We start from the raw sequence: 23,908 nt of genomic DNA, 5'->3' as shown, positions 1-23,908 counted from the left end.
TAGCCGCGCCGCTCACCATGAGCCGCCATCGTCATCCGACAACAGGGCGAACGTTGCCCGATGCGGCACCGGAGTGCTGGAAGGAACCGTACGAGCAGGGGAGGAGAGGGCCGGACAGCGGCGGTGGGGTGGCCGAAGTCATCCGGGGAGAGTGTCCTGCGTCGGCACCCTGGTGCGGTGGGTCCTCAGCGGCGAGTGCATCGGCGCCCTGTCGCCGGAGCAGTTCGCCGCCGCCTGCACGCCCTGGCTGGTCGCCCCGTATGCGCCGCTGAGGCGCTGCGCCACGGCAGAACGTCTACCGGGTCGAATCCGGCACCGCGTGAGGATGGTGCCTACTCGGCATCCTCGGTCGTGGCCTCGGATCCAGTCGATCCGATGGACCCCGTGCCGGCACTCCCGCTCTTCTCGCCCGCCTCGATCGGGGCGTAGCGCCGCCGTTGCAGCTCCTCGCGTTCACCGTCCGGGATCGTCATCGACTCGGCCAGCACGGCGGCAAGCGCTCCCACGCGAAGGTTGTCGATGTCGGTGTGGAAGAGCCACCGGATGTTCTCGTCGCGCGTGATGAGGTCGATCGCCAAGCGCGCGCTTCTGTCGTGCGTGGTCGTTGCTCGGACGTATCGCACTTGATCGATCGGGATGTCCTGTCGGATCTCGGTCTGCTCGAGGAATGCGTTCGCCTTGGCCGTGATGACGCGGCGATCCGTGACGGCGACGAGCGTTTTCGCCGCAGCCTTGTCCCTCGCCGCCGCCAACTTCTCCTTCGCTCCGCCGACGATCGCAGAAAGGGGACCGAGGGCGTCGAGCTGGTCGGGGAAGCCGAGGACGCGTAGCGTCTCGCCGTCTTCGAGGAGCCAGCGCAGGATGCGAAGGTACGGCTTGAGATCCAGCGATTCGGGCGCGCAGACGACGCCCGGAGCCTCGAGCGGAGGGGCCGGCGGATGGAGAGCGTCGGCAAGAGGTTCGATCGCCTCCAGAAGACGCGCGGAGGTCTCGCGGGCCGCTTTCACGTCCTTCCGCTTCCCCGGCAGCGGCCATGCGTCGGGTCCGGGTAGCTCGGCGGTGATCCGCAGCTCCCGCGTCAGCGCGTCGACGAGGCTCGTCGACGCTGCGAGAGTGGAGTCGAACTCCGCTCGGGTGTCGCGCGCGATGACCTCGGCGTACTGCGCCTCGGCGGCGTCCTCGCGTCCAGCAGCTCTGGCCCTTGCGGCGCGCAGCGCGTGATACCCGGTCCATGCCTTGAGGGAGGACAGGAGGGCGTAGGCGTCGAACGCGATCGCCTCGGCGTTCCTGTGCAGATACTCACGGTGGCTGCGTGCGTCGCCCCGACCGATCTGCCGGACGTGGTCGCGGACGTTCCCCTGATAGCGCTCCAACTGCTTCTGCAGCAGCGCTCCACTGCCTGCGACGTCCTCCCACAAGGACGTCGGGACCGCTTCGATCTCTCGCGCCTGGTCGACCGCACGATCGACGGCGGCGACGAGCCCCGTCAGTTCGGCCCACTGGTCCTTGCGGACGGCGGTGAGGACCTCACTTGTCACCGCGAGGTTGGTCCTGACGAGGCCCGAGACCTCACTCAGCATCATCTGAAGGCCGACCATGGCCAGCGCCGGCCCGATCGAGGCCGCGGTCTGCGCCCTGCTCACCGCAGTCACGGGGTAGAAGCGGGCGTGATGCAGGATGCGGCCGGGAACCATCACCGTTCCGAGGTTCCCACCGTCCTTGACGGCGAGCGTCGCGCCGCTGTTCAGCAGGGCCCGTGCCGTGTCGCCGATCCTGTAGAGCCCCTGCACGCCGGCGAACGCGTTTCCGAGATTGCCGGCCACGGTCGCCGCGTTCCCGATCGAGGCCAGAATCGCCGAGATCCGCTCGCGGTCGGCAGCCGGGACGATCCCGAAGTCGATCAGATCGGGCTTCAGCTCCGGCGGGACCTCACCGGCGACGACAGCCACCCCTGGGAGCACCTCCACCAGGACCGTCGACGCCGTCGTCGAGTCGATGTCCGAGTGGGACGTCGGGTCGTCCACGACAGGTGAGCCGGCGGTATCGCTCCGTCCGTTCTCCTCAGGCCCGGCGATCCCCATCGACTCCGAAGGGTCCTGCATGCGACTCTCCTCCCCCGCGCGCAACGGCCGGACATCGTCGGCGTTGACGGCCGAAGTCTACGGCTCAACTCCCCGCCGCTCGGCCCGAATCCACCCGGCTGATTCCGCACCGGCCGGTGCCGGCCGAGCCCTTCAGGGCCCCGCCCCCGAGGAGTGGATCAGCGCAGTCCGGCGAAGAGATCGTCCTCGGGTACGGCCTCGCCGGTGGCGTCCGGGACACGTACGAAGGTCTCCACGGTTCACGCCGTTCAGCGAGGTAGCCGAACCCACTTGTCGAAAACGTGCATCCCGAACACTCCGCACTCCCGGACCGCACGAGACACCGGCCTGATCCGTCCACCGCCGACCCACAGGTCCTGTGTCACGGGGGCGGACGCCGACTTCTCCGGCATGGTTTCCGTCCGGTCACCCAGTCCCCGACGAGGCTGGAGACCCCGACCAAGACCCTCTCCCGGATTCCTCCCGAACGATCTCCGGAAACCCGACAGGGCCTGATCCACTTGATGGATCAGGCCCTGACCTGGTATTTCCCTGTCGGGGTGGCGGGATTTGAACCCACGACCTCTTCGTCCCGAATGAGGTTCGGTTGGTGAGCCTGCCAGCCTCGATCGCGTTTCCGCAGGTCAGAGGGGTGGGCTCGGTTGGTGTCGCGGGGCCTGGAAGGGGTTCGGGGAGCGGGTTGGCTCCCAGATGGCTCCCAGCACCGGCATTCCTACCCTGACCATTTGTCGCGTGTCCCGGGGTGTCCTTACGCCAGACCCGACAAGTCGTTCACCAGAAGGTCAAGGGTGACCTCTTCATGGAGCGCTACCCCAAGAGCGGTCATCGCAGGAGCGAGGCCCGGGTCCCAAGCCGCGCTGACGGGCTGGCCGTCGAGCGGCAACTGAGGGATCCCCTCCGCCTGGCTTCGAGCGGCCAGGTGCTCGTAGTCCTCGGCGCCCATACGCCATGGCTGGGCTCCGTAACGGCGGATGATCCGGTTCCGCCCTCGCGACCAGGAGCCGCCCCCTTGCACCGACCCACGCCCGCGCCCGTCCCCCACAGGCCGTCCGACGCCCCTCCACCCCGCCTCTACCGCCCCGAGGAGATCGCCGACACCCTCGGCTGCTCGGCCTGGTGGGTCAAGGACCGCGCGCGACGGCGCCTGATACCGCACACCCGGGTCGGCCGCGCCTACCGCTTCACCGCCGAGCACCTCGCCGAGACCATCCGCCTCTACGAGGAGCGGCCGGCACAGCCCGCGCAGACAGCCGCCCGGGCGACCGAGCCGCTCTCCGAGCCCGGTACGCAGATCGACTCCGCGCAACGTCGCCGCCCCGCCGTGGCGCCGGCGACTCGCCTGCGGGCCCGCCCGCCGCGTCGACAGCAGCAGTACAGCACTGTCGCGTGACCCGATCGCATCTGCCGTAGCCGAGGACAACCAAGAGGGGACAGCGGGACTTGGGTTTCGCGGAGAAGCGCGGAAACTACTGGCGCGGCCGGTACAAGGTCGCGCCCGGCAAGCACAACACGGTCGTCGATCAGAACGGCAAGGCGATCAGGTTCGCCACCAAGGGCGAGGCCCAACGGGCAGCGGCCGAGGCCGAGAACAAGTACCGTCGCGGCGACTGGCGCGACCTGGCCCTCGGCCAGGAGACCTTCGGCGAGTACGCGAACCGCTGGTACGAGGCCCAAGACCTGGCCGCCTCGACCATGCAGAACTACAAGCGCCACATCGAAGAGCACCTGCTCCCCGAGTTCGAGGACAAGGCGCTCGCCGGCATCCTGCGCACGGACGTCGACCTGTGGGAGAAGAAGGAGAAGGCCCTCTACGCGGCCTCCAGCGTCAAGACCTGGCGCTCGACGCTCCACCTGATCTTCGAGGACGCGATCGACGAGGGCCTGATCACGTCCAACCCGGCTGCTCGGCGGCGGGGACGGGGTAAGCGCGCCGGCCGCTCCCGAGACCGTGGTCCGGAGAAGGTGGTCACCGACGCGCTCGGCATCTTGCTGACCGCCGAGCGCGCCGCCCTGCTCTCCGGCCGTGACGACGAGTTCGTCGCCGTGGTCCTCAAGGGGTACACCGGCATGCGCTGGGGCGAGATCGTCGGCCTGGAGACCGCGTTCGTCCGCCCTGGAGCCGTCCGTGTCGAGTGGCAGCTGTACGAGCTCGACTCGGGGGAGTTGGTGCGCTGCCCGCCGAAGGACGACAGCTACCGCACCATCGACTCGATGGACTGGCTGTCCGCGCTGGTCGCGAACCACATCGCCCGCACGAAGCCCAAGCCGTGCCCCTGTCACGGCAAGACCTACGTCTTCCGAGGACAGGGCGCGGCCCGTACCGGGGGCCACCAGGGCGCGAAGCTCGTCGACGTCGCCCGTCGTGCCGACGTTTCGACCGGCACGGTGTCCAACGTGCTCAACCACCCCGAACGCGTCACCGAGGCCACGCGAGCGAAGGTCGAGCAGGCCATCGCGGACCTCGGGTTCGTGCGGGGCGGCGTCGTGCCGGAGCATGCCGCCCACTGGCGCAGGAACGGTTTCGCAACCTGGCTGTTCACGCCGGCGGTCTCCGGCTGGTACCCGAAGAAGGCGCCGCAGAAGCCACGGCCGGTGCCCTTGCTCGGCGAGCCGTGGCCCGGCGTCCCGGCCCGGGGACGGGGTGCCAGCGATCGGGCTGACGCCTGCTGGCTCCCGATAGCCAAGGGGCTCACGCCCCACGGCCTTCGCCACACCCACCGGACGATGATGGAGGACCTGGGAACCGAGAAGGTGCTCATGGACGAACGCATGGGCCACATCGACGGCTCGGTCTCGGCGCGTTACGCCCACGTCACCCCAGGCATGCGGCAGCGCCTCAAGCTCGGGCTGACCGAGCAATGGGAGTCGGCGCTCGACGCCCGACTGGCGCTGTCTCCGGCGTCGCCGGTGCGCGTGCTCAACGATCTCCTACGCGCTCGCGCGGTCGCCGTTCGGTAGCTACGTTTGCCCCGTAGCATGCCTGCGGTGCAGTGTCATTGCCGCTGGGAGCGGCTTCGGGTCCGGTACCTGCGTTTTAGCTCTTGACCTTCCGGGCTCGCTGCCGGAGATACATGGCATCGGCACGGTGATCCCCGTCAAGGCTCGCCCTTATGAGCCGCTTCCACGTAGTGCTAGCTGTGTGGCTGGACGGCAAGGGCGGCCTGCTAGGGCACAGCGCTGCTCGAAGTCCGGCGGCAGCCAGCCACGGCTGAGCAGGCGTGGATGTGCGGGAAACGCGGTGATCGCGGCGAGCGCGAAGGCGAGCGATGCCCACGGTGTCTGCACACGAACGGTGGTACGAGCGCCCTGCGTGTTCACGAAACTCGTCTGGAAAACATCAGCAGCTACGAGTTCGATGGACCCCAACGCGCGCCATTCAAGGTCCAGTTCACAGGCGTGGTTGGCGAAGTGCAGCCTTTGAAGGGTAAGGGTCACTTCGCCAGCCCCGTCCAGTACCCACCGGGGCTGGGCATCGTGGGCTGCTTGGCGACGGCGAGAGGCATTGCCGATCGCATTCGCTGCGAGGGTTCCGAGCACCACTCCAGGGTTGCCGAAGGCGAAGACATCGTTGCGCCTGTAGCGTCCATTGCCGAGAGCCCGCCAGGTCAGACGCTGTCCAGGTCCAACAGCGACGGCCCGGTCTCCGTGATGCAGTCGCGCCGTCGTGGCTACAACCGGCCGTCTGGCCACTTGCCCTTCGAGAATGTCGGCGAGGATGTCGCAGGTGTGCCAGAGGTACTCGTCCAGCGGAGACCATAAAGGCTGACCGGAGATCTCTGGCGGCGGCGCAAAGGGGTTGACCACTGTTGCTCCAACCTCCCATCGAGGGCCAGGGGCATGATTCGCGATCAAGCCTACTCAGGCCCGCTCTGGGGCGACCGCAGAATCGATAGACGGGGGAGGCGGTTCTGAGTCGATCTCGGTTGCTGCGCCTCGCTCCTGGACCGCCTCTAGCCGTACTGGGCCGGTGTCCGGCCGGTACGATGCGCAGGCTGGGCAGTGGCCACGCGATGGGGGAGGGACAATGAGGATCAAGGACCCGGAGTACCCGGCAGCGGTCGAAGCGGCCGTGGAGATCCTGCGCAAGCGAGCCAGGCAGGGACAGACCATCACGTACGGGGAGCTGAGCGCCGAATTGGCGGCACAGGGCTTCGACTCCATCCCGCCTCACCGCGGAGTCATGACCTACCTGCTCAAGGATGTCTGCCTTCATCACAATGAAGACGGACGAGCACCGATGCTCTCGGCGATCGTGGTCAACAAGGCCAGCCGCGAGCCATCCGACCAGTTTTCCGACCTTGCCAGAAGCCTACCCTTCTCTCGGTCGGCGAACTGGAGCTGGCGGGACGAGCAACAGCAGGTATGCGCTCAGCATCGCGAGGAATGACGTCGACCCTGGTCATTGGCTGAACCTCCCCCCGGCCTCCAGCACCGTTGCCAGTGTCGTCGCCCAGAGCAAGCTCCAACGGTCGGCCGAGTTCGGGGCGCGGGAGCACTCGAATTGGCCGAGGACCGGCGTACCCATGACCCCGGTCCACAACAATGGACCGCTATGCCGCTGACGCGACCTCGATACTCTCCACGATCCGCGGCGGCAGAACGGCACGTGCAGCGCCGCTTTCAGGGGAGGCGAGGTACCGCAAAAGCCCTGCTGGCTGTTCCGGCCGGCCTAGGGGAACGGGTTCGATACGTCGCCACCCTCTGGCGGATGCAGCCTTGATTGCCGTCAAGTACGTGCTCTCACTCATGCGGCCCAGCGTCCGTGCACGCATCAGCAGGGCAGCCAAAGACACCTGCCAACGCCGCTTCAGTTCGAACAGGGTTGACCACTCAACCGTGGTCGGCAGCTGGTCGTAGATGTCCTCGGCGGGCATGAGGAAGGCTGCCGCGAACTGGTGGGCCTGCGTCTCGACCTCTTTGACGCCCCAGATCTGCTCACCATGTAGTACAAGGTGGGCGAGTTCGTGTGCGGCATCGAACCGGGATCGGGCACGGTCGTCCTTGTCGGTGCCCAGAACGACGACAGGGTGGTCGGCGAAGGGTAGAGAGAAGGCATCGACGTCTGCGCTGTCGAGGGGAAGACGGATCACGGCGACCCCGTGTGCTTCCAGTAGCTCAACGACATTCCCGACTGGGCCCGAGGGAAGCTCCCATAGGGACCTGACGCGGGCGGCGGTCTGCTCGATCTCGGCTGCAGGGACGTCCAGCCCGCTAACGGGGATCACGGGTACGTCGCTTGCGCAGAACCGCTGCGCGGCTGAGGCCCGGACGGCCAAGTCGTGTGCGACATGAGCGATCGCTCGGGCGCGGCGGCGGTCAACCACCGATGTTCGGCGCAGCGACCGGAAGAAGCCCTCGTGGCTCTCGGTCATCGCCTCGTGGAAAAACGCGGGGGGTACCGCGAGGATCTCGGCCAGAGTGCCGACAGACTCTGGGCTCGGGCGCGCCGCCCCGCTCTCGAACTGACTGATCGCGGCAGGTGTGAGGCCAGCCTCTCTGGCCAGCTGTGCCTGGGTCAACCCGGCCAGCTCGCGGGCTGTTCGAAGTCGAGTGCGCTCGAACGCCTGCGTGCTCATCTCTCCCCTTGCCTGTCCTTGCTTGATCTCGGCCCCCACATCTTGGCGGATCGCGGAAGCCACACACGCCCCAGGGGGCGCCACCGGCATAAGCACTACGATCTGAGTGTAGAAGGCCGCGCGGAAAGTCTTGCTGTGATATTAAGTACTCTCGAAAGTGAAGATCCGGCTCGGCGGGCCGGATCTTCTGGGAGCCGTGGTGCCGGGGGCGGTTGAACTGACAGAGCGTTTCCAGATCTTGGCCTTGGACGGCGGCGGATTTCGCGGCATGTTCTCCGCAGCGGTCCTGACCCGCTTGGAGGAAGATCTCGGCACCCGGATCGTCGATCACTTCGACCTGATCGCGGGCACCTCTACGGGTGGCATCATCGCGCTGGGTCTCGGCCTCGGGCTGTCGCCCCGGGAGATCCTCACCTTCTACACCGAGCACGGCCCGCGGATCTTCCGGGATCGCAGCCGGATGCGCGGTATCCGGCACCTGGTGCGGGCGAAGTACGACTCCGAGCCTTTGAAGGCAGCGCTCACCGAGGTGTTCGGTGACCGAACCTTCGGGGAGAGCACCAAACGACTCGTGATCACCTCGTACAACGTCGCCGCCGATGACGTTTACCCTTTCCGAACCCCGCATCTGCCCACCCTGAAGCGGGACTGGCGCGAGAAGGCTGTGAACGTCGCACTCGCCACCTCTGCGGCGCCGACCTACCTGCCCGGGATGCCGTTGGACGGAGCGCGCCTCATCGACGGCGGCGTGTGGGCGAACAACCCGACCATGGTCGCGCTCACCGAGGCGGTGGGGCCGCTCTCGGTTCCGCTCAAGGCGATCCGGGTGTTCAGCCTGGGGACCACGATCGACGTCCGCAGCCGCCATCGCCGTTTGGACCGCGGCGGCATGCTCCCTTGGGCTCGCGACGCCGTGGAGGTGCTTATGCGGGCACAGAGCGAGAGCGCAGCCAAACAGGTGAAGCACTTCGTCGGGAAGGCCAATGTGCTCCGCCTCAATCCGACGGTACCGACCGGCGCCGTCGCGCTGGACAAGGTCGACACCGAGACCCTCTACGGGCTCGCCGGCCATGTCAGCCGCGACGCTTCGCCCACCGTCCATCGCATGTTCTGCGATCACCGCGCTGTGGTGTTCGCGCCCTTCTACCCCGCATGTGAGGAATGACGTGGACTCGCTCGATGAGATGCTGTCGATGCTGCTCGACGGCGCGGTGGAGGTGCTCGACATCTCCCCCGAACTGCATGACAACGCTGTTGAACGCTACGAGGAGGTCGGCACCTGGCTCGCCGAGAACGGCAGCCCGGGGTGGCAGATTTATCCCCAGGGTTCCTTCCGCCTGGGCACCGTGGTTCGCCCAGGAACACCCGGTGGCGAGTACGACATCGACTTGGTCTGCCACCTTCCCTTGCGCCCGGAGAGCACTACGCAAGAGCGGCTCAAGCAGCGGGTCGGCGATCAGCTGACTGCCTACCGTAAGTGGAAGCAGGACCGAGGCCACACCGACGGCCCGGAATCCATCGAGTCTCGCCGCCGCTGCTGGACCCTGGGATATCCGGGGTTCCACCTTGATGTCCTGCCCGCCATCCCGGACGAGGACCGCCCGCCCACCGGCATCCGCCTGACGGACAAGGATCTCTGGCAGTGGCAGCGCAGTAACCCCATCGGATACGCGGACTGGTTCCGGCGTCGATCGGAACTGTCCCGCCAAATTCTGGAGAAGCGACACGCCAACGTCGCGGACGTTCCCACCTGGCCAGTTCGCAGTCCGCTGCAACGCGTCGTGCAGATCCTCAAGTGGCACTGCATGATCATGTTCGCGGAGGACATCGACAACCGGCCGCCGTCGATCCTCATCACCACGCTCGCCGGACACGCGTACAGCGGCGAGGATGATCTGTTCACTGCCGTGCGCAGCGTGCTTGACAACATGCTGACCTTCATCGAGAGGCGCGACGGCCAGTGGTGGGTGCCCAACCCGGCGCACAAGGCGGAGAACTTCACCGACAAGTGGAACGAGTACCCCGAGCGCCAGAAGGCTTTTCACGCCTGGTACGACGAGATCGCCACGACCGTGAGTGAACTCGCCGGCATGGAGACGAAGGGCCTGGACGCAGTCTTTGAGCGACTCGCAAAGTCCTTCGACCCCGACCCCGTCCGCCGGTCCTACGAGCGCTATGCCGCCCGCGTGAGTGCAGCCACCAACAACCGAATGGGCCCCACCGGACTGCTCTCCCCGACCACGGTCGGCCCCCGCAAGCCGAAGAACACCTTCTATGGCCAGCATTCCTCACCGCGCAATTAACCTCGGTCGGCAATTGGCCGCGATCAAGGCCGTCCTTCCCGAGGCCAAGGGAACGGTGCGGAGCGGTGAGCTCGTCTGCACGGTCTTCCTCCAACCCACGCCCGCCAGCAGGCGCTACACGGTACGGATCACCTACCGGCACCGACACCGACCGCGCGTGATGGTCATCGACCCGCCCCTGGCTCTGCATCCGCGTGCCACCGCCTTGCCCCATGTCTATGCCGACGGCGACCTGTGCCTGCATCTGCCTGGGGAGTGGAAGGAGGACATGCTCCTTTCACACACGATCCTGCCGTGGGCCTCGGAGTGGCTCCTGCACTACGAGGTGTGGCGGGTCGTGGGGCGCTGGACTGGCAGCGGCCACGACTATGCCGTGCCGCCGCCCGCTGAGCCCGACGATGGGGAGTAGCCGACCGTCGGGCGGCGTGAGCCGACCAGCTCCTGATCTCGAAGAGTGGCCGCCAGGGGAGCCGCATTCGGAAGTCGGCTCCCAAATGGCTCCCAAAGTGGCCCCCGGAACCACTCAGGGGCCCGACCCGCTGAGCGGATCAGGCCCCTGACCTGGTACTTCACTGTCGGGGTGGCGGGATTTGAACCCACGACCTCTTCGTCCCGAAGCAACCTGGGCGGGGGCGCTGCCTTGGGCTGGTGTGGCTCTCACCTGTGCTGATGGTCCACAGGCGTTCGCGGTTGTTCGCCGATGTTCGTAGGCGTTGTCACGCAGTTAGACACTCACGGATGCCGCTCAGGCCAGGTTCGGCCTCGCCCCGTGGCGTTCGTAAAGCCGTCGTACCTGCTTGATCCAGAAGCTGTCCTTCTCATCCTTCGACGCACTCATGGGCAGGAGTTGAAGTTCCTTGGCGAGCTGGTAGAAGCCGGGGCCGGCATCGTTGGCGGTCAGGTAGTTGACGAGAGCCGACAGCATCAGCGGGGGATCAGAGGGTGCGATCTGCTGGTCTCGTTCCACGATCAGACCGAGCAGATGTCCCATAGCTGCTCGTTCGTCGGCACGCTCAAAGTCGAAAAGTCGACAGCCAGTTCGCCTGGCCAAAGTGACGTTGAGCTCGGTGTACGAAGTGAGCTTGCCCAACTTCGCCCGCTCAATGAGGAACTCGCGCCCTGTGTCCACCAGGCAGTCCCACTCGCTGTCCTCGCGACCATATGCAGACATCCCGCCCCCTGTGTGTCGTACCGGTCCGTGCGAACGTACCTTGCTGGCCGCATGCTCACAATCACTCGATGGGCCTACCGAGCCTGTTGCTGAGACTCGGGGTGTCGCAGGCGATCGGGACGGACGTGGAGAGAAACACCCCATCTTGCCGCACCGCCACCCCTGGGAGGAAACGTGTTCGCGGGGAGGGCTTTGACCTGGGGTTGCTGGGCGAGCGCCTGACTGTCGTCTGTCACTGCCGGTCGCCGTCGATCGGCCTCGGGCGCCCTTGGACGGCCCAGAGACGGCCCAGGATCGATCACTCAGGGGACATGACATCCTGCGGCCATGACAGCAGCGGACGTGTACGACGATCTACGGCGCCTGCTCAACGAGTGGGACCCGATCGGCGTGGCCGACTCCGTGGACGACGAGTACGACTGCATGATCGTCCCGGTCCTCGACCGGCTGAGGGGCGGCGCCGACCGGGGGCAGATCCGCGCGTTTCTCCATCATGAGCTGACCGACCACTTCGGATTGAGCCAGCCGTACGACGTGGACGGGATGGCGTACCGCGTCACGGCCTGGTGGACGTCGACGCGTGTGCCCGGGGCTTGATGCCTTCCCCGTTCCCTCCCTACGGGCGCCGATAGGTCGCGGAAGCGACCCACGCGAGGCAGCCCTACCGGTTGATCGGGATCTCGTAGACGATCTCGCAGTGGGCGGCAGGCACAACGATGTCGGCCGTCTCGACTGGCCGCCCCTGATCGCTGTAGTAGGTCCGCTTGATGTGCGTGACGAGTGCTGCCTTCTGGATACCGAGTAGGGACGCCTCCTTGGCGGTCGCCTGCCGGGGTTCGGGCTGCTCCACGGCGTGGCTGACGGTGACGCCGATGGCGGCCATGCGGTTCACGACGCCCGCCCCGGCGTGCGGTCCTCCCTCGGGGAGCACGACGAGGGTGCCGGCGGTGAGGTCGTACGGCTCCCAACTCGTCGACAGCTGCACGGGCCTGCCGTCGGCGAGGAACTCGTACGACGTACGGACGCACAGGTCCCCTTCGGCGATGCCGAGCCGCCCCGCGATGTCGGCGGGCGCCGGCACCTTGGCGTCGGTCCGGCTCTCCCAGTCCCCTTGCCTGCCGACGGCCCTCATGTCCGCCCGGAACGGCGACCCGGTGGGCTGCTCACGCGCCGAGGACCGGACGATCCGCACCCGCTGCCGGGGCTCGGCGACGTAGGTCCCCGATCCGGCCCGCCCCTCCAGCACGCCCTGGGAGATCAGCAACTCCTGCGCCCGCCGCACCACGTTCTCACCCACGCCGCACTCCTGGCCGATCTGGGCGCGAGAAGGCAGGCGGTCTCCCGGCTCCCACACGTGCTCCGCGATCCGCCGCCGGAGTTCGTCGGCGATTCGGAGATAGGGCGGCTGCTCAGGCATATGGAAAATCTAGTCCACTAGCTCTAATCTAGTTAACTAGCTTCACTGAAAGTGATAGCCGGTAACGGAGGCTGCCCTGTGCCTGCTTCAGGTGTGAGCGCGGAGGCCATCGCAGCGCGGCTATCGGCCGCCGGGCTTGCCACGCACGTGGAAGAACACGCCCGGTACACGTCGGTCGAGGCGGAAGTACCGAAGTCCCTCACCACCGAGTCATGGCGGGAGGTCCTGGAAGCGGTGGCCGAAGCGGACCGCTTCGGGCTTCACGTCACCAGCCTGTACGGCCGCACCCTTTGGGCGGTCGTACGCAAAGCGGTCCCCTCGACGGGCGATGCCGGGGGACCGAGCCATCAGCGATAGGAGCTGATCAGCGTGCTCAACCGTATCCGCCGAGCCTTCTCGCTCACCAGAGGGCGGCACACCTCCAGGGGCAGGCACCGCCGCCCCATCATGCCTTCTCCACCGCCGGTCGCCTCTGCCTCTCTTACGTCCGCTGACGCGCCGACGGTCGCTCTACGGCGACCTCTCGACGGCGCGAGCCACCGCTACGGACTCACGGGCGAGGACAACGCGCTCGTCCGCCCTTACGTGCTGGCCTGGGAGAGGCGTACCCGACGACACCCGGCGGTGGTCGTCGCTCCCCACCTGCCGGCCGACGCGCGGTCGCTTCTCCTGGGGGTGCGTTGATGTCCCGTTCCCGATGTACCCCGGGCGTCGCGCCCTACCGATCGACCGCCTGCCGGATCGGCACGCACCGGGAGTGCGCGGTGTCCTCTCCGGCCTTGGCGCCGGTCGACATCCCGCTGATCTACGAAGCCTGCGACTGCTCGTGTCACTCCATGCCTGGCGAACGACAGCCGGCGGAGACAAAGCAGTGAGGGACCGGACGTCCGACGCCGAGGCGACCGAGGAACAGGCGCGAGGATGATGACGCAGGATGAACTGAGGCTTCTCCCTTGGTCAGGACCGGGAGGCAAGCCGTGCTACCTGAGCACCGACGACCGCGACGGCTACGTGTCCCGCCTGGCCGATCACATCGAGGCCCTGCAACTCGGGGCGGCAGACCAACTCCGGGAGGAAGCCCTTGAGATCCTGGAAGACCGAGGAATCGACGACGAGGAGGACATGGCTCTCCTCGCCGCTCGGTTGGCGGGCGCCTTGGGAGACGTGCTGCGCGTAGCGAACAGCCGCGGCCACCGCCTGGCGAAGCTCGAGTCTTCCTGAGGAACAACGACCAGGCACCAGGCGACCAGTGGGAGGCGGCCGGTACATAACCGGGCTGCCTCCTGCTGTAGTGGATGGACCCAGGTCTAAGCGCCAGCCGACGACAGGTAACCACGATGGAGGGGCGCCGACTGATCAGGCGTGTGTGTGCCTTGCTGTACCCTCACCAGCCCCAGCCACGCTATTGGTGCCGTCGACAGAGCCAGCCGCAGCGGCAGGACCCTACCGACGGTGTCGAAGCCCTCAGCTTGGGAAGTTGCGGTTTGTTGCGGCGGGTTGCGGTGCCGACCTGGACGAACGGCAGGGCACGGCCTCCTCGGTCTCGGCTGCATTCACTGTGAGTCCCCGCTGTTCCCGGTTCGATCTGGCGCGCTTGTGGTGTGGTGTGACGTGCTGAGGGAGAGCAGTCCGGGTTCCTGTAACTGTCCCGGCACGGTGGCATGCAACCGCGCCGGCGTGGGCCACATCGATTGAGAAAGCCCATGGCCACTGTGAGCCGCCTGAGAGCCGACTAAGCTGAGGCCATGCCGGATCTGCCTTGGGACGTAGTGGTCCTTGGTGTGCCCGCGTCTGTCCAAGGGTCATCGAGCCGGAGGCGGCGCTGGAAAGCCGAGGTGGCGAACGCGGCGCTAGCCGCTTGGCCAGCCAACGATCCGCCGTTGACTCATAAGGTTCTGGCGACGATCACGTTCTTCCACGTTGATGCCCCACTGGACACTGACAACATGCTGAAGCCGATTCAGGATGCCCTGAACGGCATTGTCTATGTTGACGACGCTCAAATCACCGATATTCGCGCTAGCGTTCGTGATGTCAAGAAGCCGTTCCGAGTTTTCGGACTTAGTGAAGCCCTTGCAGGCGGCTTCATTTCCGGCGGGCCTTTCGTCCATATCAAGATAGAGAATCCGCCGGACGAACAGGAGCTCCCGTGATTATGGAATCCAACGTTCAGGCCCGAATGAAGCTTCGAGAACTAGTTTCCTATTACACGTCCCGCGGCTACTCGGTCGTGCCCGTCAAGGATCTTCCGGAAGGCATTGCCGCACTCCAGCCAGACCTGGTCGTAAGCAAGGGCGACGAAAAAATCGTCATTGAGCTGAAGGGTAGGAATCAACCGTCCGGGTCGGCACATGCTGTTCAGCTGGAAAGGATGGCCGAAGCTTTGGAGGGCCTTGGCCGTTGGAAGCTGGAACTTCATTGGCTTGGCGCTCCCCCTGCCGAGCGGCTTCCACGGGATCAGATTGCCGACATCCTCTCCCGGGCACTGGCGGTCCGACAAGTCGATGCCTCAGCAGCCCTGATGCTTGCATGGGCCGCAGCTGAGGTCGCATTGGACCGCATGATTCGAAAGCAAGAATCCTCGGATGCTAATTCTTCATCTGATCCCTTCAGTAGGCGCACGCCAAGGCAGATGGCATCCCTGGCTCAAAGTCTTGGGTTGATCCCAGAGGATGTTTACGACGTCCTTCTGAGGGCTGGTGACGCAAGAAATCGCATCGCTCACGGATTCCGCATGGAGGGAATCCTTGGCGTCGAAGATCTCACAGACGAACTTCTAGATGCGGTTCGGCGAATCGCTCCTGAGTGGTACGTCTCGCCGGATCAGATGATTGACTGGTTTCGCGAGCACTATGGAGATCCTGTCCGAGATGTTCCTGATCCTGGCCCCGATCGCTGGCCAGCCCAACTCCTACTTGCGGAACATTTTGTGGACTCGGACGATCGGGACATCGCCGAAGCGGCTCGAATCCTGGACCGTGAATCCGATGAGTGGGTGGAGATCAAGCCGATCCGTTAAGCACAGTTAAACAACAGTGGGTGCAGCAATCACCGCTTTAGGAGAGAGGCTGGGGGATCTGCGGGCTGAGCTGCGGCTTCGCCGGCCGAGGCAGCGGGCGGCTACTCGACCGCGGGGCACCGGCGTTGACCGTGGCTGAACCCTGCATCTGGCACGGTTGTGGCACGAACCTCAGCCGACGACAGCCAGCCACGACGGCGGGTGCGTGCGGCCGACCAGGCGCGCGTATGCCTCGCTGCACCCCCACCGGCATTTACCACGTTGCCGGCCGTCGTCGACCAGAGCAATCGACGACGGCCGGCACGTGCTGACATGCCTGAGCCCTCAGCTTGGGAAGCTGCGATCATTCGCGGCTGACTCGACCGCTGACCTGGGCGAACGGCTAAGGCGCGGCCACTCCGGACTGGTCTCCTTCACCGTGGTTCCCCGCTGCTCCCCGTCGTATCTGGTGCGGTAGTGGTGCACGTCGCGACGTCGCCGGCACCTACTCATCATCGGTGTCAGGGGCGGGAAGGATGGCCGCCAGCTCCTCCGAAAGCTCAAGCTTGTAGCGGGCAGCGAGGACACCAAGCTGAATACCGAAAACCGCGCGTAGCTCACCAAGCGCCGCACCGAACGTGGCGCTCTGGAAGCGTCCGCGAACATGCCCCGAGTGGTTGGGACCTACGGCGTCCAGGAACCGCCGGCAAGCGGCTCGCATCGCCTTGAGGTTCTCTGCGAGGTCGTCTCCGGTGTCAGGCTCCATCAGGATCTGGGTCAATGTCTCCCTGATCTGCAGCACCGAGGCGACGCAGTGGTCTGGCTCCTCGACTGCGTGCATAACAGCACGCGACATCGTGAGGACTCTGCGGTCCTCCAGGTAGACGACGACCTTCTCGGCGACGTCCCGCTGGGGGAGCGGCAGGTCCCAGTCCACACCGCCGAGCGGCGTGCTGAAGCCTTTGATCCGTCGCATGATCTCCAGAACCTTCACGCTCGGCATCCTAGGTAGGCCCGTGAGCGGTTGGGCTCGAAACAGGTGGCATGGCTTGAATCAGTACGCGCACTCCTTCCAAGCGTGCTCGCGCCCCGCGCAAGGCCGTACGCAGCCGTTCACCTGCGTCTATGCCGACTCATCGCCTTGAGGATCGCCCAGCAGCGGTACTCATCCGGACGGTGCGGTACGCCAGCGAATGAGACCAGAACTGAGAATAGGGCTAGGACCAGCTTTGCTCGGCGCGGAGATTGAACCCGCTCGACGAGGTGTGCTGACCTGCGGAGCCTCCGTTGCTTGCGACAGTGACCGTGTCATAGGAGGCTCTGTCCTGTGCTCAGGGAACCGAATTAGCTGACGATCGCGGAAGACGGCTCGGTCGTCCTCCCCCTCGGGTTGCTCGCCGAGGCGGGGCTATCGCCCGGGAGCTCCGTGCTGGCCTACAGCAGCGGTGACGGCCGGATCGTCTTGCGCAGGGAAGACGACGCGGTGCAGGACCTCATTCAGTTCGGGCGCCTCGACTAGCCGGTGCAACGGCATCGACTGCCGCGATGATGCGCTCCACAGCCTCCTCAGGAGCCTCGTGCTCCCATATGCGGACGACGGTCCAGCCTGCGGCTGTCAGGGCCTCGTCGGCGGCCCTGTCCCGGGCGACGTTGCGCTCTAGCTTCGGTCCCCAGTAGCCACCGTTAACGCCAGGCTGGCGACCGTGCTCGGGGCAGCAGTGCCAGAAGCACCCGTCTACGAAGACGGCCACTCGTGCGCGCGTGAAGACGATGTCCGGCCGCGGCCGTGCCCCCTCCATTTGAAGACGGAGATCAACGCGGTACCGCTTCCCTGCGGCGTGAAGCAGGGACCGGATCACTCGCTCCGGCTTGGTGTCCCGCCGCTTGATCGCAGCCATGTTGCGTGAGCGGCCGGGAGTCGGCGGCGTCGACGCTTGGGGGTCACTATTGAGGGCCATCAGTCACACCGTAGCCAAGACTGTCAGACCCTCGGTGTTTGATGGGTCAGGATGGTAGACCTGTGCAATCACGACCTGGAGGTACGAGCGTGGCTGATCTGTCAGCCGTGGAGATCTGCGCGGGCGCTGGCGGTCAGTCGCTGGGCCTTGAGCTAGCAGGATTTGACCACGCCCTCGCTGTAGAGCTGGACGAGAACGCGGTCAACACGCTCCGGGAGAACCGGGACTGGGACGTGCGGCACGGTGATGTAGCCGACGACAGCGTGTGGGACCCCAACGAGTACGTTGGCGTCGATTTGCTCGCTGGCGGAGTGCCCTGCCCGCCCTTCTCGATCGCTGGCAAGCAGCTGGGCGCGGCCGACGAGCGAGATCTCTTCGCGTGGGCCGTCGAGCTGACCGGGAAGATGCAGCCTCGGGCTCTGCTTCTAGAAAACGTGCGCGGTCTGTCGATGCCTCGTTTCTCGGCCTATCGCCAGCACGTGAAGGACCGCCTTCGAGATCTTGGCTATTGGTCTGACTGGCAACTCCTGCAAGCAAACGAGTACGGCGTTCCCCAGTTGCGCCCTCGTTTCGTTCTAGTCGCAATGCGGCATGAAGATGCTCAGTGGTTTGAATGGCCGGAGCCCTCGCCTACCGATAAGACGGTAAGCGGTGTGCTGCACAAGATGATGGCCGCGGATGACTGGCCTGGTGCCGACGATTGGGCGAAGGGAGCACAGGCTATTGCGCCAACTATCGTGGGCGGCTCAAAAAAGCATGGCGGTGCTGATCTCGGTCCGACGCGAGCGAAAGCAGCTTGGCGCCTTCTCGGTGTGGACGCGATGGGCGTAGCTGATGCGCCTCCCAATGCGTCGCACCCCGCGAACTTTGTCCCCAAGCTCACCACTGAGATGGTGGCCCGAATCCAGGGTTGGGAAAACGGTTCCGAGTACGAGTGGAACTTCACTGGTCGGAAAACCACGAGGTACCGGCAAATCGGCAATGCGTTTCCCCCTCCTGTGGCACGTGCGGTTGGCTCAGCTATTGCTAACGCTCTGAACCGCAAGGGTCAGCCGAAGGAATTGGCTGACGTGGAGAATGAGGTCATGCATGACCGGCTCTACTTGGCCCTGAAGAGTGCCTCAACCCCACTCACTGAGAAGGAGTTTGGGAAGCTATCCGGGGAAAAGATGGATGCGCGGACCTTTGAGCGCCGTATGGCTATGCTCGCGCGAGACTTCGTGATCGAGGAGGACGAGCAGCTCGGAGGCCGGGCGTACCGACTCGTGGGCTTCAAGGGGTTCGTTGGCCAGGAAGACCACGAGCGGCACGTGCGCTTCGGTGAAATGCGATCGAAGATCAGCTAGTCGGCGACGGAAGAGTCGCCATTTCTCTTCCGTCGTTCGATCTCTGCCCGGATTGACCCCACAGGCCAAGGCTCCCAGTGTGCGGCCCGGTACCAGGTGATGTGCCTACCGGTGCGCGGGTCTTTCCGGCGCTTAAACTCAATCACCCAGTCCAAGTGTCTGAGTTCCCGAGTTCGCTTTTGCCAGTCCTCCTGATAGGTCTGCATGGATGCCACAACTCCGATGAGTTCAGAAGGCACCCAGCCCCCCCTGAATGCCTTAAGTAGTTCGCCTATCCGGGCATGAGGTTCTAGCAGTGATGAGGCGGCCTTGATTTCCTCGGCGTATTCATCGTAGGTTGCGTAGAAGTCCTTCTTGCCACTATTGCATTCTTCGCAAAGCGGCTGGAGGTTGTCGATACTGTCAGACCCGCCCCACTCTCGCGGAACCTTATGGTCTACTACCAGGACCACATTGTGGTCCAGCGGCGTGCGGCCGCATTGAGCGCATCGCTGCGAAGCCAGCACTTGAGCTCTTGTGCGACGGTTGAAGCTAGTCCGTGGATTTTCCTTCTGGTTGTCCGCCCACCCGTCGAGTCGATAGAGAGTGTCCTTTCCTCGCCTGATCTTCAAGACTCTGAAATAGTCATACAGTTCGCGTACGCGGCGGTCGGTCTGCGAAGGAGCCTCTCCCAAGAGGTCGAGCATGTAGGTGCGGATTTCCCGCATCGAAGGGGGGTCGTCCCTGCGCTCGAACAAGTAGGCGTATAGCTGCTGATGATCCGTACGGGGCAGGATAGCTGCGAGTTCGGGTGAGTCCGGCTGGGGAAGAGGTTCGTCTGGGTTGGCCATGGGGGGATCTTGGCCGGCGCACGCGATCTTTGCGGGAGCTTGAGCGAGGAGACCTGCCCTGCGCCCCCGCTACCCCCTACAACGGTGCCGCGCCGAGCTGCCGACACCCTACGGGCCGTGGCCGCCAGTGGATGCTGGCGACTGCGCAGGGGTCGGCGCAGCAACTTTGGCTTGGAGCTGCTAAGAGGACCCGACTGAGGCTCGGCTCGCCCTGCTGGAGACTGGCTCTTGTCTCTGGGCCAGAGAACATGCGTCCTTGGGCGCCCACCAGTTCGGCTCGGGAGCAAGTGACCAGCAGCACACCGTGTCTACTGGCTGGCGACGTCGGAGGTACTAGCGCAGTCGCCCAAGTAACGCAAGTTCAGGGGGATTTGTGGGACAGCATGCTCGCCATGTGCTTACAGTTGTGCCTGGACGTGGTGCGAGGGCGTGCTGCGACGTATGGAGCTGGGGGCTGCCCCGGAAGCTCTGCCGCCGGGGTTACCGGGCCGGTCGAGCTGTTGTCAGTGGTGAGGTACGGCGCAAGGGCGTCTTCACCCCCGCGTGACTACAACCGCGTCGGCTCGGCGTCGCGAGACGTCGCGCGTGGCTAGGGGAGTGCCCACCGCCCTGTTCCATCGGTTTGCCGAGGCATCAGGAAAACAGCCCGGCGTGTGCCGAACATGGCTGACTGCTCTCCCGTACGGAGTTGGTCGCCGTGACCACCGCACCCCTGAAGTCGAGCATCTACTTCGTAGATGACAGCGGCGACGCTCGTCGGATAGCCGTACTTGGCTGGCTTCGTGTCGAGCTCGGTTCCTGCGCCGGTCCCCTCGGGCATTGGCAAGCGCTTCTTTCGGAGCTCTACGCCGACCCTTACCTCGACATCCGCCCGGGCGACAGCCTGCATGCAGTGTCACTCGCCGCAGGACGTGGCCGCCCGGTCTACGGTGTCCGCCGTCTGCCGGGAACTTCTGCGAAGCAGCCATACCGCGAAGTCATTCGTCGAGCACTGGCCGCGATCAGCTTCATGCCGGGAGTTACCGTCGGCAGCGCCTTCCGGACGGGGGAGCCGGGCGTTCACTACGGGCAGCTCAAGCATGATCTGTATGAGGCTTGGATCCGGCGGGTCAATGCCGCGCACACGGCCGCGGGCAGTCACGCTTTCATCGTCTTTGACGGCGACGGATCCGAGACGGGTCTGCGCCGTGCCCACCGCCATCTTGGCGAGCCTCGTCACGTTGTCGGCGATCCATACCTCGTACCGGCTCGCCGCAGCCCGCTGCTTCAGGCTGCGGACCAGGTCGCCTACAGCAGCTTCCAGCAGCTGGTCCGCCAACCACATCGACGGTTCATGTGGGAGTGGCTCCAGGAGCTGATCCCTAAGGTCGAAGGCCCGCTTCAGCTCTGACAAACGAGGTCCGGGCTCCGGCATCACTGCCGGAGCCCGGTATGCGGACCTGGTAGCCCGGTCGTCCGGACCAGGACCGCCAACTACAAGCTTCCCACATCAGCGAGCGAGCAACGGAGGCGTCATGACCAGCTCCACACCTTCTCCCGCCATCTCAGTCGACTGGGAGGGCGAAACCATCATCGTCTCGAACGTTGAGCGAAAGTTGCCGGCGCTATCCACAGGGGACGATCGCACTGAGGTTGTCGCCGCGGGAGCCTCAAATCCCATGACCCCTCTTCCAGCAGACGCTTGGCACGCGGTGGCTCGCGCTCTGGTGACCCCTGCGGCCGTGGCTGCACAGCTCCGGCAGTCCAAGAACGCACCCAGCGGACTGTTGCAGGAAGAGCACGTCGAAGGTGCGACTCTCCGGTCGGTTCTCTGCAGGGCTTGGCTGTTGGAGCTGTTTCCGGGTATCCAGCCACGCACGGGCATGGAGGTCATGGAGACCTCTGACCCACGGGTAGAAGGTGTGACGGAAAGTGGGCAGCCGTCTACGCTGCTGCGCTACACGTATAGGACCCTAGAACATCTCAAAAGCCACGTGTGGCAGACGATTCAGGGCACCTTGACCCTCAACAATTACACGCCTTCAATCCTTAGCCGGAAGGTGACGCGGGCCCTGATCACCCATCCTGTCGAATTTGCCTTTGAGGACGGTACCGAATCAATCTACGGCCTTGTGGTGCGCGACGGAATTACGCGTTTGGCAAGCGCTTGGAAGGTATTGGCGGGTCCCGGCAAGAGCGTGGATGATGCGGCAACAGCGGCGGTGGATGCACTGTTTGGGACGGTTTCCGCGAAGAAGTCAGGGGACAAGCCTTTGACTCAGCGGATGGCAGCAAGTCGGGAAGCTCGGCGTCGTACACTCGCCACGGAATTCACTAAGGACTGGGTCGGCGTTCAGCCAGGGATAAGGGCAATTCAGGTGGCACAAACATGCGCCGTTCCTGTTCAGATCACCGTCGGGGTGCAGAGGCACATGAGTGGACCGGCACTGGCTGCCGAGGACCTCTTCGATGACGCGATGCGCTCCATCCTGGCATCTGTGCATTTGGAGTTCAAAGAATGGGACCCGTTTGCCCAGAACGTTGAAGTCGCTACGCGCGCACTCAAGCGGGTAATGCAGCTTGGGTTGGGAGGCTGGAATAAAGACGATCTGCAAGTAGTGTATGGCCTGGCCGTCGGGCGAACCCCTGTAGAAGACCTGCCGAAGGAGTACGGAAACAGTAAAATCCCAGGTACGGCACTGTGGCGCGCTGTTTATCTCGTGCATGCCCTGACGCATCAAGGTCTCTATGAGCCACTCAAGGAACAGTCCAAGGCTATTAAGGGTGAGCGTCGAATGTCTGAAAAGGGATTCGGTGGCTTGCTTGCGCCCATTGTGGACCTCCCGTGGCGCAGCACAAAGCGCGATGTGCTTAAGCAGGCGCGCAATGCCTGGGCCAACGGCGGCGTTCTCGCCAAGGATCTGCTTGCTAGCGTCTGGGAGCCTGTTCCCACAACTGACTTCACCACGCTGGTCGAGCCCGCCCGGCAGGGTGACGAAAACGCGCGGTTCACGCTGGCAGTCGCCGGTGGTACGGCACTGATTGCCGACAAGTTGCTAACGAGAAACGTTGGTTCTGCCCTTATGGCGCCCAAGGATAAGGGAGGTGTTCCATTCCGTGCGGACGTCAACGATGTTGTGGGAGACCTTGCGCAGGCGGACAACGAAGCCGGATTGTGGATACTCGCTCTAGCGGCGCAGCGATTTGAGGCAGGGCGGCTGCCGCAAAACTCTACAACCACGCGCCAGCTCACACGCAAGCAAGGAACCGCGGCCGAGCCTAACGACTATGTTCACGTTCTAGTGGACCTCCAGGCATCCGACCGGGTTGCGCGGGATGCAGCGGGGAAGCCGATTCCTCTTACCCAGTGGGATGTCGTATGGGCATCCGACGAGACCCGCGCGAACAAAGAGATGGCGCGTAGAGCGCGTTCTAGTTCGCCGGTTCCCCTACCGCCCGCTCCCGCGATCAGCAGTCAGCAGCCGACAGTTGCTGAGCCCGAGAAGGACGAGAATTCGGAAGAAGGGACGGCCCACACTGAGGGCGGGACTGCCGCGGAATCTAGTGCTCCCCGTCCCCTGGCTCAACGCGCTGCAGACGAACGTCGGGTACTCAAGGAGTCGCTGGACGACGCGCGGCACGCGCTCGATGAGCTGATCAAGCTCGAATCTGAGCACACTGGATGGCCGCCACTTTTCACCCTCCACGACCTCAAGCCGATGCATGCTGTTGCCCAGGACATAAAGCATGAGCTGTACCAAAGGCTTAAGGCTGCTGAGGAACGGCAGCGTCAAGAGGATGAAGCAGCGCTGGAGGAGGAGGCTGATGACGGCAACGAAGACTTTTAAGGGCCGAGCTCGCTAGCGGGGCGTGGCGCTGCGGTCAGCCGGTGACGTGAGGTCGGCGGAGCGGCTTTGGGCTGGAGCTGCCTTGGCGCGAGTGATCATGGCCCCGTAAGCTTCCGGCGCGTCGGGCAGTCTGTGGACCTGCCCGGTAAAGCACGACGTTGGGGCCATGATCTTCAAGGCTCGCGCCAAGGTGGCTGCCTAAGAGGTCGTTCTCTTTCCGAACCTCGTGTGTGGTTTCCGCTGGTCAGGCATGAGACAGCGGCTGGCACGGAAGTCTGGGTCCGCTGCTGACCAAGACGTCGTGGGGGTGACGGATGCCGTCGATGCGGGCGGTGTTGGAAGCGCGGCAGAAGGCCGCGGCGGTGCGGGTGGAGGATCTC

23 protein-coding genes are annotated in these 23,908 nt (G+C 65.0%); 14 read left to right on the top strand and 9 right to left on the bottom strand.

Annotation, left to right across the window (positions count from 1 at the left end; all coding sequences use genetic code 11):
- Positions 1-332: 332 nt before the first annotated feature.
- Positions 333-2,102: a hypothetical protein gene (locus tag ACZ6KF_RS29685; RefSeq protein WP_469241212.1), complete on the bottom strand. Its 1,770-nt coding sequence runs from the start codon at positions 2,100-2,102 to the stop codon at positions 333-335.
- Between the two features lie 748 nt (positions 2,103-2,850).
- A complete protein-coding gene (locus ACZ6KF_RS29680) occupies positions 2,851-3,117 on the bottom strand; it encodes a DUF2399 domain-containing protein (protein ID WP_469241210.1) in 267 nt (88 codons plus the stop codon).
- Here ACZ6KF_RS29680 and ACZ6KF_RS29675 point away from each other — a divergent pair.
- Together ACZ6KF_RS29675 and ACZ6KF_RS29670 are read left to right on the top strand one after the other, a co-directional pair.
- Entirely contained in the window at positions 3,112-3,492 is a 381-nt protein-coding gene (locus ACZ6KF_RS29675) for a helix-turn-helix domain-containing protein (RefSeq protein ID WP_469241208.1), read from the top strand. The genes ACZ6KF_RS29680 and ACZ6KF_RS29675 overlap by 6 nt on opposite strands.
- Before the next feature lie 50 nt (positions 3,493-3,542).
- A complete protein-coding gene (locus tag ACZ6KF_RS29670; RefSeq protein ID WP_469241206.1) occupies positions 3,543-5,060 on the top strand; it encodes a LacI family DNA-binding transcriptional regulator in 1,518 nt (505 codons plus the stop codon).
- Positions 5,061-5,210: 150 nt separating this feature from the next.
- Here ACZ6KF_RS29670 and ACZ6KF_RS29665 read toward each other — a convergent pair whose 3' ends face one another.
- Entirely contained in the window at positions 5,211-5,906 is a 696-nt protein-coding gene (locus tag ACZ6KF_RS29665; RefSeq protein WP_469241204.1) for a hypothetical protein, read from the bottom strand.
- A 220-nt stretch (positions 5,907-6,126) separates the two neighbouring features.
- On the opposite strand from ACZ6KF_RS29665, the gene ACZ6KF_RS29660 reads away from it, so the two are divergent.
- Positions 6,127-6,489, top strand: a complete 363-nt coding sequence (locus tag ACZ6KF_RS29660) for a hypothetical protein (RefSeq protein ID WP_469241202.1) — start codon at positions 6,127-6,129, stop codon at positions 6,487-6,489.
- 163 nt (positions 6,490-6,652) lie between these two features.
- Here the strand turns inward: ACZ6KF_RS29660 and ACZ6KF_RS29655 are convergent, their stop codons facing one another.
- On the bottom strand, positions 6,653-7,678 hold the full coding sequence (locus tag ACZ6KF_RS29655; protein WP_389828193.1) for a helix-turn-helix domain-containing protein: 1,026 nt from the start codon (positions 7,676-7,678) through the stop codon (positions 6,653-6,655).
- 157 nt (positions 7,679-7,835) lie between these two features.
- On the opposite strand from ACZ6KF_RS29655, the gene ACZ6KF_RS29650 reads away from it, so the two are divergent.
- Genes ACZ6KF_RS29650 through ACZ6KF_RS29640 form a run of 3 tightly spaced genes read left to right on the top strand, consistent with a single transcriptional unit; the run spans position 7,836 to position 10,390 of the window.
- Entirely contained in the window at positions 7,836-8,843 is a 1,008-nt protein-coding gene (locus tag ACZ6KF_RS29650) for a CBASS cGAMP-activated phospholipase (protein ID WP_469241200.1), read from the top strand.
- A gap of 1 nt (position 8,844) precedes the next feature.
- Positions 8,845-9,981 carry a nucleotidyltransferase domain-containing protein gene (locus tag ACZ6KF_RS29645; RefSeq protein ID WP_266399289.1) on the top strand — a complete coding sequence of 379 codons (1,137 nt, stop codon included), beginning with the start codon at positions 8,845-8,847 and terminating at the stop codon, positions 9,979-9,981.
- Positions 9,953-10,390 carry a type II CBASS E2 protein gene (locus tag ACZ6KF_RS29640; protein ID WP_384201948.1) on the top strand — a complete coding sequence of 146 codons (438 nt, stop codon included), beginning with the start codon at positions 9,953-9,955 and terminating at the stop codon, positions 10,388-10,390. Before ACZ6KF_RS29645 ends, ACZ6KF_RS29640 begins: the two co-directional genes overlap by 29 nt.
- A 336-nt stretch (positions 10,391-10,726) precedes the next feature.
- Here the strand turns inward: ACZ6KF_RS29640 and ACZ6KF_RS29635 are convergent, their stop codons facing one another.
- Positions 10,727-11,152, bottom strand: a complete 426-nt coding sequence (locus ACZ6KF_RS29635) for a hypothetical protein (RefSeq protein ID WP_469241198.1) — start codon at positions 11,150-11,152, stop codon at positions 10,727-10,729.
- 327 nt (positions 11,153-11,479) lie between these two features.
- Between ACZ6KF_RS29635 and ACZ6KF_RS29630 the strand changes: the two genes are divergently transcribed.
- On the top strand, positions 11,480-11,749 hold the full coding sequence (locus ACZ6KF_RS29630; protein WP_469241196.1) for a hypothetical protein: 270 nt from the start codon (positions 11,480-11,482) through the stop codon (positions 11,747-11,749).
- A gap of 64 nt (positions 11,750-11,813) precedes the next feature.
- Here ACZ6KF_RS29630 and ACZ6KF_RS29625 read toward each other — a convergent pair whose 3' ends face one another.
- Positions 11,814-12,569, bottom strand: coding sequence for a GntR family transcriptional regulator (locus ACZ6KF_RS29625; protein WP_469241194.1), 756 nt, complete (start codon positions 12,567-12,569; stop codon positions 11,814-11,816).
- A gap of 78 nt (positions 12,570-12,647) precedes the next feature.
- On the opposite strand from ACZ6KF_RS29625, the gene ACZ6KF_RS29620 reads away from it, so the two are divergent.
- From ACZ6KF_RS29620 to ACZ6KF_RS29605, 4 genes are all read left to right on the top strand, one after another.
- On the top strand, positions 12,648-12,926 hold the full coding sequence (locus ACZ6KF_RS29620) for a hypothetical protein (protein ID WP_469241192.1): 279 nt from the start codon (positions 12,648-12,650) through the stop codon (positions 12,924-12,926).
- Between the two features lie 564 nt (positions 12,927-13,490).
- Positions 13,491-13,790, top strand: coding sequence for a hypothetical protein (locus tag ACZ6KF_RS29615; RefSeq protein WP_469241190.1), 300 nt, complete (start codon positions 13,491-13,493; stop codon positions 13,788-13,790).
- Positions 13,791-14,314: 524 nt separating this feature from the next.
- Complete coding sequence (locus ACZ6KF_RS29610) at positions 14,315-14,722, top strand: RusA family crossover junction endodeoxyribonuclease (protein WP_469241188.1); 408 nt, start codon at positions 14,315-14,317, stop codon at positions 14,720-14,722.
- A gap of 2 nt (positions 14,723-14,724) precedes the next feature.
- Positions 14,725-15,588 carry a hypothetical protein gene (locus ACZ6KF_RS29605; protein WP_469241268.1) on the top strand — a complete coding sequence of 288 codons (864 nt, stop codon included), beginning with the start codon at positions 14,725-14,727 and terminating at the stop codon, positions 15,586-15,588.
- Between the two features lie 484 nt (positions 15,589-16,072).
- Here ACZ6KF_RS29605 and ACZ6KF_RS29600 read toward each other — a convergent pair whose 3' ends face one another.
- Both ACZ6KF_RS29600 and ACZ6KF_RS29595 read right to left on the bottom strand, forming a co-directional pair.
- On the bottom strand, positions 16,073-16,561 hold the full coding sequence (locus ACZ6KF_RS29600; RefSeq protein WP_469241187.1) for a DUF6650 family protein: 489 nt from the start codon (positions 16,559-16,561) through the stop codon (positions 16,073-16,075).
- A 499-nt stretch (positions 16,562-17,060) separates the two neighbouring features.
- Complete coding sequence (locus tag ACZ6KF_RS29595) at positions 17,061-17,525, bottom strand: very short patch repair endonuclease (protein ID WP_469241186.1); 465 nt, start codon at positions 17,523-17,525, stop codon at positions 17,061-17,063.
- Positions 17,526-17,614: 89 nt separating this feature from the next.
- Here ACZ6KF_RS29595 and ACZ6KF_RS29590 point away from each other — a divergent pair, with 89 nt between their 5' ends.
- Entirely contained in the window at positions 17,615-18,871 is a 1,257-nt protein-coding gene (locus tag ACZ6KF_RS29590; RefSeq protein ID WP_469241185.1) for a DNA cytosine methyltransferase, read from the top strand.
- Here the strand turns inward: ACZ6KF_RS29590 and ACZ6KF_RS29585 are convergent.
- On the bottom strand, positions 18,868-19,701 hold the full coding sequence (locus ACZ6KF_RS29585) for an HNH endonuclease (protein WP_469241184.1): 834 nt from the start codon (positions 19,699-19,701) through the stop codon (positions 18,868-18,870). The two genes, ACZ6KF_RS29590 and ACZ6KF_RS29585, sit on opposite strands and share 4 nt — an antisense overlap.
- Positions 19,702-20,398: 697 nt before the next feature.
- Here ACZ6KF_RS29585 and ACZ6KF_RS29580 point away from each other — a divergent pair.
- Both ACZ6KF_RS29580 and ACZ6KF_RS29575 read left to right on the top strand, forming a co-directional pair.
- Complete coding sequence (locus tag ACZ6KF_RS29580; protein ID WP_469241183.1) at positions 20,399-21,091, top strand: hypothetical protein; 693 nt, start codon at positions 20,399-20,401, stop codon at positions 21,089-21,091.
- 331 nt (positions 21,092-21,422) lie between these two features.
- Positions 21,423-23,528, top strand: a complete 2,106-nt coding sequence (locus tag ACZ6KF_RS29575) for a hypothetical protein (protein WP_469241181.1) — start codon at positions 21,423-21,425, stop codon at positions 23,526-23,528.
- Positions 23,529-23,908 lie beyond the last annotated feature (380 nt).

The sequence above is a fragment of the Streptomyces sp. NPDC046379 genome (genome assembly GCF_055587785.1).
The sequence above is the reverse complement of the archived record's forward strand: the minus strand, read 5'-3'. Positions and strand labels throughout refer to the sequence as shown.